The 12,920-nt window shown below is 64.9% G+C and carries 10 protein-coding genes; 8 read left to right on the top strand and 2 right to left on the bottom strand.

Annotated elements, in window-relative coordinates:
* Nucleotides 1-5 precede the first annotated feature (5 nt).
* Nucleotides 6-671 carry a PEP-CTERM sorting domain-containing protein gene (locus tag AC0969_RS09635; protein ID WP_479623918.1) on the bottom strand — a complete coding sequence of 222 codons (666 nt, stop codon included), beginning with the start codon at nucleotides 669-671 and terminating at the stop codon, nucleotides 6-8.
* A gap of 18 nt (nucleotides 672-689) precedes the next feature.
* The gene (locus tag AC0969_RS09630; protein ID WP_479623917.1) at nucleotides 690-3,839 is read right to left on the bottom strand and encodes a glycoside hydrolase family 3 protein; all 3,150 of its coding nucleotides are present in this window, start codon (nucleotides 3,837-3,839) and stop codon (nucleotides 690-692) included.
* A gap of 234 nt (nucleotides 3,840-4,073) precedes the next feature.
* Here AC0969_RS09630 and AC0969_RS09625 point away from each other — a divergent pair, with 234 nt between their 5' ends.
* The 8 genes from AC0969_RS09625 (at nucleotide 4,074) to AC0969_RS09590 (ending at nucleotide 12,871) form a co-directional block, all read left to right on the top strand.
* Nucleotides 4,074-4,457, top strand: coding sequence for a hypothetical protein (locus tag AC0969_RS09625; RefSeq protein WP_479623916.1), 384 nt, complete (start codon nucleotides 4,074-4,076; stop codon nucleotides 4,455-4,457).
* A gap of 111 nt (nucleotides 4,458-4,568) precedes the next feature.
* Nucleotides 4,569-5,822: a TolC family protein gene (locus tag AC0969_RS09620; RefSeq protein ID WP_479623915.1), complete on the top strand. Its 1,254-nt coding sequence runs from the start codon at nucleotides 4,569-4,571 to the stop codon at nucleotides 5,820-5,822.
* Between the two features lie 16 nt (nucleotides 5,823-5,838).
* Nucleotides 5,839-7,182 carry an efflux RND transporter periplasmic adaptor subunit gene (locus AC0969_RS09615; RefSeq protein ID WP_479623914.1) on the top strand — a complete coding sequence of 448 codons (1,344 nt, stop codon included), beginning with the start codon at nucleotides 5,839-5,841 and terminating at the stop codon, nucleotides 7,180-7,182.
* Nucleotides 7,179-10,325, top strand: coding sequence for an efflux RND transporter permease subunit (locus tag AC0969_RS09610; RefSeq protein WP_479623913.1), 3,147 nt, complete (start codon nucleotides 7,179-7,181; stop codon nucleotides 10,323-10,325). Before AC0969_RS09615 ends, AC0969_RS09610 begins: the two co-directional genes overlap by 4 nt.
* Nucleotides 10,326-10,402: 77 nt before the next feature.
* Complete coding sequence (locus tag AC0969_RS09605; protein ID WP_479623912.1) at nucleotides 10,403-10,705, top strand: BufA1 family periplasmic bufferin-type metallophore; 303 nt, start codon at nucleotides 10,403-10,405, stop codon at nucleotides 10,703-10,705.
* A gap of 8 nt (nucleotides 10,706-10,713) precedes the next feature.
* Nucleotides 10,714-11,673, top strand: coding sequence for an MNIO family bufferin maturase (bufB, locus tag AC0969_RS09600; protein WP_479623911.1), 960 nt, complete (start codon nucleotides 10,714-10,716; stop codon nucleotides 11,671-11,673).
* Complete coding sequence (locus tag AC0969_RS09595; RefSeq protein WP_479623910.1) at nucleotides 11,670-12,419, top strand: HvfC/BufC N-terminal domain-containing protein; 750 nt, start codon at nucleotides 11,670-11,672, stop codon at nucleotides 12,417-12,419. Before bufB ends, AC0969_RS09595 begins: the two co-directional genes overlap by 4 nt.
* Nucleotides 12,416-12,871: a DoxX family protein gene (locus tag AC0969_RS09590; RefSeq protein WP_479623909.1), complete on the top strand. Its 456-nt coding sequence runs from the start codon at nucleotides 12,416-12,418 to the stop codon at nucleotides 12,869-12,871. The genes AC0969_RS09595 and AC0969_RS09590 overlap by 4 nt, the downstream gene beginning before the upstream one ends.
* Nucleotides 12,872-12,920: the final 49 nt, after the last annotated feature.

Genomic DNA, 12,920 nt, shown 5'->3' with positions numbered 1-12,920 from the left:
GCGCATCAGCGGGGCTGTCGCCGCCGTGCAGCCCACAACCCGAAGGCCCCCGCGCCCAGCAAGGCCAGCGAACCGGGCTCGGGCACGGCGCTGGCCTCCAGGTTGTCGATGGCGAAGCTGTCGGACGCGCCGCTCACGTCGAACCAGATGGCCCGCACATGGCTGAACGGTTCCCCCAGCGCGAAGCGGGTGGCGGGGAAGCCCGAATCGTCGCTGGGCAGCAGCTGCGCGAAGTCGTCGCTGCTGCCGTCGGCCGAGGCGTGGACGTAGACCTGCTCATTGCCCGATGCCGGGCCGCCACCGGTGTCGGTGTTGGAGACGATATCGAAGCCGCCCAAGCTGAAGGCCCCGCCATCGGTGCGGGTCAGGCGGATCTGCGTCAGGTAGCCAAAGTTGCCGCTAGCCCAGTGGCCTTGCAGCACGTCGTTGCCGACCTCATAAAAGTCGCCCACGTTGCTGGAAAAGGCCGAGTCGGTGCCGATAAAGGTGACGCGAAACCCCGCCTCTTCGTAGCGCTGAACATCGTCCCAGTTGATGGCGTTGTTGGTGATGCCGGTGGAGGCATCGTTGCGGGTAGCGGTGCCGCCGGTGAAGGTGATCAGCGAGGCCTGGGCCGAAGTGGCCAGGCCACAGGCGAGCAGGGTTGCCGCGAGGATGTGGTTTTTGAACATGTGTTTTCCCTTGGGGGCTTATTGGACGAATCGGACGTTGCGTACCTGGAACTGCACGCCTTGCTGGTCACCCCATTTGGGGAAGATGGCAAACGGCACACTGGTGCGGCGCAGGTCAAAGCAGGGGGTCGGGGCGGCGGTGATGCTGGCCATGGTGATGCTCACGGCCTGCCAGCCGCCTGCGGTGGGGCGGCCAAACAGCACGTCACCGGTGTTGCAGCTGCTGCCCGCGCTCTCCATCTTCACCACCAGGCCGCTGGTGTTGCTGCCGTAGTTGCTGACGTTGATGTCGAACTGCAGCTTGCCGCCGGTAAAGTTGCCCAGGTTGACGGGGCCGCCATCGTTGAAGAACAGCAGGCCATCGCCCCCGTCGGCGGCAAAGTTCAACGCCAGTTCCCCTGTGGACAGCACGCTGAAGCTGGTGTGCACATTGTTGGTGGAATAGGTGTTGGCCTTGAAGCCGTCGGATATCACGCCGTTGTTGAACACGGTGTAGGTGGGGCCGGGTTTGGGGGTGGGCAGGGCGACGGCAGGCGGCACCAGGGTGTCGCAGGCGACCGCGTCGGCATCTTTGGCGGCACCCGGCACCCAACGGATGTGGGCAAACGAGGCGCTGAAGGCTTTCTCGGTGTAGACCAGGAACGGCGTGTTGATGCTGGCGAAGTCGGTGCCCTTGGCGGCAAAGCAGCTTAGCGGCAGCTTCACCGTGCGCTTGGTGTTCAGCCCCAGCGTGCTGAACAGCGTGGTGCCGTCCACTTCGCCGATGCAGGGGTAGCTGCAATCGATGCGCACCTTGACCAGGCCGTCGGGCAACTGGTGGACGATGGTCTCAAACACCAGCGCCGCGTCCGAGTTGAGGTAGCTTTGCTGGTCGCTGGTGCCGGGCTGCTGCGCATAGAACTGGCCGGTGCCGGTCCAGGTGATTTTTTTGCCGTCTTGCTGCACGTTGACCTGGGTGGTTTCGGCCTTGATGGTGCTGTGGGCGATGACGGCGTTCAGGTCGGAGCCCAGCGCGGTGCCGCCCCAGTTCTCGGGCGAGCCGATGCCGAGCGCAAACGGGGCCTGGTCGGTGGAGTTGAAGACTTCCAGATCCACCGTGGTGGTGCCGCCCCCGGCGGTTTGACCGCAGCCCAGGGTGGGCACGGTTTCATCCAGCTTGGACAGGGTTTTCTGGTCGGCGTAGCGCATGCCGTAGCCGTAGGCAAACAGCGGGTCGTAGGCCGCATCGCCCACGTTCAGCGGGGTTTGGCAACCCGACTTGGGCCATGAGAATGACAGCTTGCCCATGGTGTCGAAGTTGACCTTGCCGTTGTAGGTGCGGAAGAGCACGTCGCCCACGCCCTTGCCCTCAGTGCCGGGCAGCCAGGCCACCATGAATGCGTCGGAGCGGTTGATTTCTTTGTTCGCCAGCACCGGGCGGCCGGTGACCAGCACGGTGACCACCGGTACGCCTTTGCCGCTCACGGCATTCAGCACGGCCAGGTCTTCGGGGTAGCGGCGGGCGTGCTCCAGCGTGCCGGTTTTGCCGATGTCGCCTACGCCCTCGGCATACGGCGTTTCACCGATCACGGCAATCACCACCTTGAAGTCGGCCAGGTTGATGCCCGCACCGGTGGCGCTGTAGGTGACGTTGGCAGCACCTGTGGCGGCTTTGATGCCCGCCAGGATGCTGTCGGCGTTGGGGAAGTCGGCGTTGGTGTTGGAGGTACCTTGCCAGGTGAGCGACCAGCCACCGGTCTGGTTCGATAGGTTGTCGGCCGATTTGCCCACCACCAGCACTTTTTGGCCGCGCACCAGGGGCAGCAGCTGGTTGTCGTTCTTCAGCAGCACCAGCGATTTGCGCACCGCCTCGCGGCCCAGCACCCGGTGTTGCAACTGGGCTGCATTGCCGGCATTCAGGCGCTCCAGTGGGCGCTTGGCGGTGAAGATGCCCGCGCGCAGCTTGACCCGCAGGATGCGGGTGACGGCATCGTCGATGCGGGCCATCGGAATGCTGCCGTTTTGCACCTGGGCGATGGTGTTGGTGATGAAGCCCTGCCATTGGTCGGGCACCATGATCATGTCGACCCCGGCGTTGATGGCCTGGGCGCAACTGGCATCTGTGCAGCCCGGCACCTGGCCGTGGCCGTTCCAGTCGCCAATCACAAAGCCGTCAAAGCCGATCTGGGTCTTCAGCACATCGGTCAGCATTTTTTTGCTGCCGTGCATCTTGCCCACGGCGATGCCCAGGCTCTCGTTGGTCCAGCTGTTGAAGGAGGCCATCACGGTCTGCGCGCCTGCGCCCAGCGCCGAGTAGTAGCCCTGGCCGTGGATGTTGACCATCTCGCTTTTGCTGGCCATGTTCACGCCCTGGTCCTTGCCCTGGTCGGTGCCACCGTCGCCCATGAAGTGCTTGGCGGTGGCAATCACGTTGGTGGGCTTGGTGAAGTCGCCCTGCAAGCCCTTGATCATCTCGTAGCCATAGGTGTTGACGATCAGCGGGTCTTCGGAATAGCCCTCGTAGGTGCGGCCCCAGCGGTCGTCGCGCACCACCGCCAAGGTGGGCGCAAAGCTCCAGTCAATGCCGGTGGATGCCACCTGCGTGGCCACCGCCTGGCCGATGCGCCGCACCAGCGCCGGGTCGTTGGCGGCACCCAGGCCGATGTTGTGCGGGAACAGCGTGGCACCAAACACATTGCCGTGGCCGTGGACTGCGTCGGTGCCCCAGATCACCGGGATCTTCACCCTGGAGTCGGTGGCCATCGAGGCCATCCAGTAGGCGTCGGCCAGCTTGACCCAGTCGCTGGAGAGCGCGTGCTTGTTGTTCTGCGGCCAGGAGCCGCCGCCGTTGAGCACCGAGCCGATGTAGAACTGACGGACCTGGTCGGGCGTGATGCTTTTGATTTCGGGCTGCGTCATCTGGCCCACTTTTTCGGCCAGGGTCATGCCGGTAACGATGGTTTGGATGCGGGCCTCCAGCGCGGCGCTGCTGGGCAGGTCGCTGGTAATGTGCGGCCAGTCGGCGTACTGGGGCAGGGTGGTGGCGGTAGTGGCGGTGGCCACGGCGGCTTTGGCCTGCTGGTCGCTCAGCGCGGTCGGGCTGGACCCGCCTCCGCATCCTGCCAGCAAGGCCGCACCGCAAAGCGCCGCGAGGCCTCTGCGTCCATACGTCTGAAAGTAGTAATCCATAGTGTCTCCAAAGGGTGTTTGGCTGCAATGTAAGCGGTTACATTTTCAATCGGAGGTGGTTTGTGGCATTGGTATATGCCCTTGGTAACGGCCTGTAACTCCGCCTCATTTGTTTCTGGATGTAACCTGTTTGCGCCGTCCACAGAGATCGCAAGCAGGTTCTAAAACCCTTGGCGAGCAGCTGGGTAATATCGTTTGCAGAGGCGGGAAATGTTGCTATGGCAGACTCCGGCCATGCACACCCGCCCCTCCACCCGGTTTTGGACCACCTTCTTGGTGGTTCTGTGTTTGCTGTGGGCGCAACTGGCTTTGGCGGCCTATGTGTGCCCCCAGTGGGTGCAGCCGGTGGCGGCCATGCCGGGGTGTGATGCTATGGCCGCAGAGCAAATGGACCCGGCCCAGCCCGCGCTATGCCATGCGGCGGTCGAGGCCAGTCCGCAGTCGGCCCACCAGGCCAGCGGTGTCGATGTGCCGTCCCCCGTCTGGGCCGCGCTGTGGACGTTGGTGTGGTTGCTACCCTTGCTGGCGCTCACGGCATTGGCCGTTCCAGCGGCCCGTCCGCTGCGGCCCTTTAGCGGTCCGCCGCTGTACCTTTTCAACCAAGTTTTCCGTCTATAAGCCGACCCAGCGCCTACGCTGGGCTCGGGCTGGTTCGTCGATCACACACCTGTGAATGCGAACGCCTTGGGCGTTTAAATTTAGATTGTGATGTGTTGACGGAGGACTTCCATGTTCACCTTTTTGTACCGCAGCGTGCTGGTCGCGTCTGCTTTGGCCACGCCTGTGGCTGTGGGGGCGGCAGAGCCGCTGGCGTTCCATACCGCCTTGCAAGTCGCAGAGGCCCAGTCGCAGCGGGCGGCTGCGGCTAGTTGGCAGGCCAGCGCGGCCCGCGATATGGCAGTGGCGGCAGGGCAGTTGCCCGATCCGGTGTTGCGGCTGGGGCTGAACAACCTGCCGCTCAATGGCGAAGACCGGTTCAGCCTGGGCCGCGACTTTATGACCATGCGCTCGGCCGGTGTCATGCAGGAATTCACCCGGCAAGACAAGCGCCAGGCCCGCCGCCAGCGCTTTGAAAAAGAGGCTGAAGCCGCCGATGCCGCCCGCGCCCAGACCCTGGCCAGCGTGCGCAGCAGCACCGCCATCGCCTGGCTGGAGCGCTATTACCAGGAACGGTTGCGGGCTTTGTTGCTGCGCCAACAGGCAGAGGCACGGTTGCAAATCGATGCCGCCGATGCCGCCTACCGAGGTGGCCGTGGCAGCCAGAGCGAGGTGTTTGCCGCCCGCGCTGCACTGGCCCAAATGGACGACCAGGTGGCGCAGACCGACCAGCAACTGGCCGCAGCCCAAACCCAGTTGACCCGCTGGGTGGGCACGGCTGCGGCAGAGGGCGTGGGCGAGCTGCCCACGATGGCGCAGACCGGGTGGAACGAGGCCACGCTGGAGTCCCAACTACAGCACCATCCGCAAATCGCCGCGCTGCAAAAGCAGGAAGAAATGGCCCAGGCCGATGCCGACCTGGCCCGTGCCAACCAGCGTGCCGACTGGAGTGTGGAACTGATGCTGAGCCAGCGCGGTTCCGCCTACTCCAACATGGTGTCGATCAACGTCTCCGTACCCTTGCAGTGGGACGCCCCCAACCGCCAAAACCGCGAACTATCCGCCAAGCTGGCCACCGTATCCCAGGTGCAGGCTGAGCGCGAGGACGCGCAACGCAACCACGCCGCCGAGGTGCGCGCCATGCTGCAAGAGTGGCACAGCGACCAGGCCAGACTGCTGCGCTACAGCAGCGCAATAGTGCCGTTGGCCGCCGAGCGCACCCTGGCCAGCCTGTCTGCCTACCGGGGCGGGGCCAGCGGCACGCTGGCCGCCGTGCTAGAGGCCCGGCGCGCCGAGATCGACGTGCGCATGGCGCAACTGCGCCTGGAAATGGACACCGCCCGGCTCTGGGCACAACTTACATATTTAGCGGCTACGCCCCGCTAACCCGCAGGAGATTGCTATGCAAAAAACATTTATCGCCGCCCTCGTGCTGACCGCCACCGCCGTGGCGGGGGGCTACGGCCTGTACCAGCTCGGTGTGCAACGTGGCGCACACAGTGCACCGGCAATGGCAGTGGCCACCACGGCCTTGCCGCAAGGGATTGCCGAAGGCGAGGCCGCCACCCGCCGCCATATCGATACAGGCATCAAAGCCGGGGATATGGACCCCGTGACAGGCCGCAAGGTGCTGTATTACCAAGACCCGATGGTGCCGGGCAAAAAATTTGACCAACCCGCCAAGTCACCGTTTATGGACATGATGCTGGTGCCGGTGTACGCCGGGGGCGGTGAGGGCGGTGAGGGCGGTGCCAACGCCAGCACCGTGACCATCAGCCCACGCGTGCAGCAAAACCTGGGCGTGCGTACCGCCGAAGTGACCGAAGGCACGCTGTCACCGCAAGTTACCGCTGTGGGCACGATTGCCTTTAACGAGCGCGACCAGGCCTTTGTGCAGGCCCGCGCCTCGGGCTTCATTGAGCGGCTGCACGTGCGCGCTACGCTGGACCCGGTGCGCCAAGGCCAGCCGCTGGCCGACATCTATGTGCCCGACTGGGTGGCCGCGCAGGAAGAGTTTTTGTCGGTGCGGCGCATGCAGGGAACCGATCTGGCCCCGCTGGTCGATGCGGCCCGCCAACGCATGCGCCAGGTGGGCATGGACGACGCGCAGATACGCCGTGTTGAGAGCAGCGGCAGCGCCCAGCCGCGCTTTACCCTCACGGCCCCCATCGGCGGCGTGGTGGTGGAGCTGCTGGCACGCGAAGGCATGGCGGTGATGCCGGGGGCCACGTTGTTCCGCATCAACGGCCTGGCCAGCGTGTGGGCCAATGCCGAAGTGCCAGAGAGCCAAACCGCGCTCACCCGCCCCGGCACGCCGGTGCAGGCCACCAGTGCATCGGCGCCCCACACGGTGTTGCGCGGAGTGGTGCAGGCGCTGCTGCCGCAGGTCAACCCCGCCACCCGTACCCGCATGGCGCGGGTGGAGCTGGCCAACCCCGGCCAGATGCTGGTGCCGGGGATGGCGGTCAACATGCAGTTTGCGGCGCTCCAGGGCGAGAAGTTTTTGCAGATTCCCTCGGAAGCGCTGGTCCAAACCGGCAAGCGTAGCGTGGTGCTGGTGGCCGAAGAGGGCGGGCACTTTCGCCCGGTGGAGGTGGCCGTGGGCTTGGAAAGCATGGGGAGCACCGCCATCTTGCGCGGCTTGCAGGCGGGCCAGCGGGTGGTGCTGTCCGGCCAGTTTCTGATCGACTCCGAGGCCAGCCTCAAAGGGGTAGAAGCGCGCTTGAATGCGGCGGTGCAGCCATGATCGGCCGCCTGATCCGCTGGTCGATTGGTAACCGTTTTTTGGTACTGCTGGCCACGCTCATCCTCAGCGCCTGGGGTGTTTTCAGCGTACTCAAAACCCCGCTGGATGCCCTGCCTGACTTGTCCGACGTGCAGGTCATCATCCGCACCAGCTACCCCGGCCAGGCCCCGCAGTTGGTGGAAAACCAGGTGACCTATCCGCTGACCAGCACCATGCTGTCGGTGCCGGGGGCCAAGACCGTGCGCGGCTACTCGTTCTTTGGCGATTCGTTTGTCTACGTGCTGTTCGAGGACGGCACCGACCTGTACTGGGCCCGTTCGCGGGTGCTGGAGTATTTGAACCAGGTGCAGTCGCGCCTGCCGCCCGGTGCCAAGGCCACGCTGGGGCCAGACGCGACGGGCGTGGGCTGGATTTACCAGTACGCGCTGGTAGACCGCAGTGGCACCCAAGATGCAGCGCAACTCCGGGCGCTGCAAGACTGGTTTTTGAAGCTGGAACTGAAAACCGTGCCCAACGTGGCCGAGGTGGCGACCATCGGCGGCATGGTGCGGCAGTACCAGATCGTGCCCGACCCGCAGAAGCTGGCGGCCTACGGCATTCCGTTGGGCAAGCTCACCGAGGCGATCCAGAAAAACAACCAAGAGGCCGGGGGCTCGGTGCTGGAGCTGGGCGAGGCCGAGTACATGGTGCGTGCCAGCGGTTATCTGCGCACGCTGGACGACTTTCGGGCCGTGCCGCTGGTGACCAATGCCGCCGGGGTTACCGTGCGGCTGGGCGACGTGGCCCGCATCCAGCTCGGCCCCGAGATGCGCCGGGGCATTGGCGAACTGGACGGGCAGGGCGAGGCCGTGGGCGGTGTCATCGTGATGCGCTCGGGCCAGAACGCGCTGGAGACCATTGCCGCCGTCAAAACCAAGCTGCGCAGCCTGCAAGCCAGTCTGCCCAAAGGCGTGGAGATCGTGCCCACCTACGACCGCTCGGGGCTGATCGAACGCGCCGTGGCCAATCTGGGCTTCAAGCTGTTGGAAGAGTTTGCGGTGGTGGCCGTGGTGTGCTTTGTGTTTTTGGGCCACCTGCGTTCGGCCCTGGTAGCCATTGTCTCGCTGCCCATTGGCATTCTGGTGGCCTTCATTGCCATGCGCTACCAGGGCGTGAACGCCAACATCTTGTCGCTGGGCGGCATCGCCATTGCCATTGGTGCGATGGTTGATGCGGCGGTGGTGATGGTGGAAAACGCCCACAAGCACCTGGAGCAGTGGGGCCACGCGCACCCCGGTGAAAAGCTACAGGGCAAGGAGCGTTGGCGCGTCATGGGCGATGCAGCCGCCGAGGTGGGGCCTGCGCTGTTTTTCTCGCTGCTGATCATTACCCTGTCGTTTATCCCGGTGTTCACGCTGGAGGCGCAAGAAGGCCGCTTGTTTGCGCCGCTGGCCTTCACCAAAACCTATGCGATGGCGGCGGCGGCGGGCCTGTCGGTCACGCTGATTCCGGTGCTGATGGGCTATTTAATCCGGGGCCGTATCCCGATCGAGGCTACCAACCCGCTGAACCGTTGGCTGATTGCCCTCTACCGCCCGCTACTGACCAAAGTGCTGCAATGGCCGCGTGCCACGCTGCTGGGGGCTGCGCTGCTGTTGCTGGCCAGCCTGTGGCCGCTGCAACACATCGGCGGTGAGTTCATGCCCCGGCTGGACGAAGGTGATTTGCTCTACATGCCGTCGGCCCTGCCGGGCTTGTCGGCGGGCAAGGCGGCAGAGCTGTTGCAACAGACCGACCGCCTCATCAAAACCCTGCCCGAGGTGGCCAGCGTGTATGGCAAAGCCGGGCGGGCCGATAGCGCCACCGACCCTGCGCCGATGGAGATGTTTGAAACCACCGTGCAATTCAAGCCCCGTGAGCAGTGGCGGCCCGGCATGACGCAAGACAAGCTGGTCGAGGAGCTGGACCGCATTGTTCAGGTGCCAGGCCTGTCCAACATCTGGGTGCCGCCCATCCGCAACCGCATCGACATGCTGGCCACCGGCATCAAAAGCCCGGTGGGCGTGAAGGTGGCCGGGGTCGATCTGGCCACCATCGACCGCCTGACCGGAGAAATTGAGCGCACCCTGAAAACCGTGCCCGGTGTCAGTAGCGCCCTGGCCGAGCGCCTGACCGGCGGGCGCTATGTGGACATCACCGTGCGCCGCGCCGATGCGGCCCGGCTGGGCCTGCACATCGCCGACGTGCAAGCCGTTATCAGCACCGCTGTGGGCGGCGACAACATTGGCGAAGTGGTAGACGGCGCGCAGCGTTTCCCCATCAACATCCGCTACCCGCGCGAGATGCGCGATTCGGTGGCCCAGTTGCGCAGCCTGCCGATCGTGGCCGAGAGCGGGGCGCGGTTGGTGCTGGGCGACGTGGCCGATATAAAAATCGCCGACGGCCCGCCCATGCTGCGCAGCGAAAACGCCCGTTTGTCCGGCTGGGTGTATGTGGATATTCGCGGGCGGGATCTGAAATCTGCCGTGCAAGACATGCAAAAAGCTGTGGCCGCGCAGGTGGTGTTGCCTGCGGGCTACGCCGTGTCGTGGTCGGGCCAGTTCGAGTTTTTGGAGCGGGCCACCGCCAAGCTGAAAGTGGTGGTGCCGGGCACCTTGCTCATCATCTTTGTGCTGCTCTACCTCACCTTCCAACGCGTGGGTGACGCGGCGCTGATCATGGCCACCCTGCCGTTTGCGCTGGTCGGCGGCATCTGGCTGCTGTACCTGCTGGGCTACAACCTGTCGGTGGCGGGCGTGGTGGGCTTCATTGCGCTGGCCGGTGTATCTGCCGAGTTTGGCGTCATTATGCTATTGTATTTGCAGCAGTCTACGCAGGCACGTATTGCGCTAGGACAAGATTCGGATGCGCATTTGCTGGACGCCATCATGGAAGGAGCCGTGCTGCGCGTGCGCCCCAAGGCCATGACGGTGGCCGTCATTCTGGGCGGTCTGCTGCCCATCCTGTGGGGCAGCGGTACGGGCTCTGAGGTCATGCAGCGCATAGCAGCGCCCATGGTCGGCGGCATGGTCACCGCGCCGCTGCTGTCGATGTTCGTCATTCCGGCGGTGTATCTTTTAATGCACCGCAAAAATAATGCGAAGGGAGCTGTAAGAAACCGCTAGCCCTTCCGACTACTCCACAGCAAGGCGAAACACCCTGCTGACCTTCAACCCCAAGTGCTTTTAAACCGGAGATTTCCATGACTGCTTCCACCAAATCCTTTGCCTCCACCGCTGTGCTGGCCCTGGCCCTGGGCTCCGCCCTGGCGATGGCCGCCGCGCCTGCTGCTGCTGCTGACGAGAAAGAAAAATGCTTTGGCGTGGCCATGAAGGCCAAGAACGACTGCGCCGCAGGAGCCGGCACCACCTGTGCAGGCACGTCCAAGATGGACTACCAGGCCAATGCCTGGAAGTACGTGCCCGCTGGCACCTGCGAAACCATGAAGTCCATGAGCTCGCCCACCGGCATGGGCCAAAAAATGGCCTTTACTGCAAAGATGTAAGGCCCGCCATGCCCACATCCTTGCCGCCCGGTGTGGGCATCGGCCTCAAGTCCGGTCACATCCAGGAGATTCTGGACACCGCGCCCGACCTAGGTTTTTTCGAGGTGCATGCCGAAAACTACCTGGTGGACGGTGGCCCTTTCCACCACTTTCTGACCCGCATCCGCGAACGCTACCCGCTGTCCATCCACGGGGTTGGCCTGTCCATTGGGGCCGAAGCACCGCTGGACACCGCCCACCTAGCCGCGCTGGCTAATCTGCTCGACCGCTATGCGCCCCAATCTTTCTCCGAGCACCTGGCCTGGTCCACCCACAGCGGCGTGTTCTTGAACGACCTGCTGCCCCTGCCCTACACCGATGCCTGTTTGCAGCGGGTGTGCGACCACATCGACCAGGTACAGACCCGCCTGCAACGCCGCATGCTGCTGGAGAACCCCGCCACTTACGTTGAATTTGCAGCCTCCACCTGGACGGAATCCGCCTTCCTCCGCGAGGTGCTGCGCCGCACCGGCTGCGGCCTGCTGCTGGACGTGAACAACGTGTTTGTCAGCAGCGTCAACCACCATTTCGACGCGCGGGCATACATCGCATCGCTGCCGCTGGAGGCCGTGGGCGAAATCCACCTGGCGGGCTTTGCCGAAACGCAAGACGGCGCCGGCGACCCACTGCTGATCGACAGCCACGGCGCACCCGTGGCCCCGGCCGTGTGGGATTTGTACGCTTTTGCCCTGGGCCTGACCGGCCCCGTACCCACCCTGATCGAGCGCGACAACCTTGTTCCCGCGCTGCCCGTGCTGCTGGCCGAGGCGCAGGCGGCGCAAGCGATGTTGGCGGCCCAACCCCCTCACCCCAACCCTCTCCCCCAAGGTGGAGAGGGGGCAATGCATTCCTCCCTCTCCCGCCGCGCGGGAGAGGGCCGGGGTGAGGGTGATCAGGCCAGCCCGGATGGTGCGGACTTCCGGCCATGACACACCAAACCACCTTCGCCGCCGCGCTGCTCAACCCCGCGCTCCCCACGCCCCCCGGCCTGCGGGTGTGGAATGGCTCCGACCCGGCGGTGCGCTTCGCCGTCTACCGCAACAACGTGGTGGCCTCGCTGATCGACGCGCTGGCTGCCACCTTTCCCGTAGTGCAGGCGCTGGTCGGCGGGAATTTCTTTCGGGCGATGGCGCGGCTGTACGTGCAGGCCCACCCGCCGCGCTCGCGGGTGATGGCCTGGTTTGGCGCGGAGTTGCCCGCATTTATTGAAGCGTTTGAGCCCGCCGCCAGCGTGCCCTACCTGGCCGACGTGGCCCGGTTGGAGCGGGCCCAAGTGCAGGCCTACCACGCCGCCGACGTGCCCGCCATCGCCCCCGAAGCCCTGCAAACCGCCCTGGCCAACCCCGATCAATTGGCCATGCTCCGACTGGGTTTGCACCCATCGGTGCAGGTGGTGGCCTCGGCGTATACCGTGTTCTCGCTCTGGGTGGCCCACCACGGCGGAGAGCCGGTGGCCGATGTGGACCAGCCCCAAACCGCCTTGGTGCTGCGCTGTGGGTTGGAGGTCGAAATTCTGTCCATCTCCGTTGCCGCCGGGCGGTTCATCACGGCGCTGCAAGCTGGCGACACCCTGCTGGCCGCCGCCAGTGCCGACCCCGCGCTAGACCTGCCCGCCACCCTGGCCCTGCTGATCCGCCAACAGCTCATCACCCACATACAAGGCTTCACACCATGACCACTTTCATAGCGCTGTGCCGCCGTATCCCCCACAGCCTGATCGCCTTGCTGGCCCGCTTCTCCATCGCCGCCGTGTTCTGGCAGTCCGGCCAGACCAAGGTGCAGGGCTTTGCCGTGGACATCGTCAGCGGCACATTCGAGCTGGGCTGGCCGCGCCTGTCGGACACCGCCGTAGACCTGTTCCGCGACGAATACCGCTTGCCCCTGCCGCAGCTCATGGCCCCGCTGGCCGCCGGAGCCGAGCACCTGTTCCCGCTGCTGCTACTCGTCGGCCTGGGCACCCGCTTCTCCGCTCTGGCCCTGCTAGGCATGACGCTGACCATCCAGATCTTCGTCTACCCCGGCGCGTACCCGACGCATGGCACCTGGGCGGCGTTGTTGCTGTACTTGGTGGCGCAGGGGCCGGGGAAGATTTCTATCGACGCATGGGTAGCGCGGCGTTGGGGGTGATTTAAGCGAAATAGGCCGCTAGCGCATGTGGTGTGTGCGCAAGAAGCTA

Source organism: Rhodoferax sp. LB1P47 (genome assembly GCF_056521445.1).
This window is presented reverse-complemented; position numbering and strand designations above follow the sequence as displayed.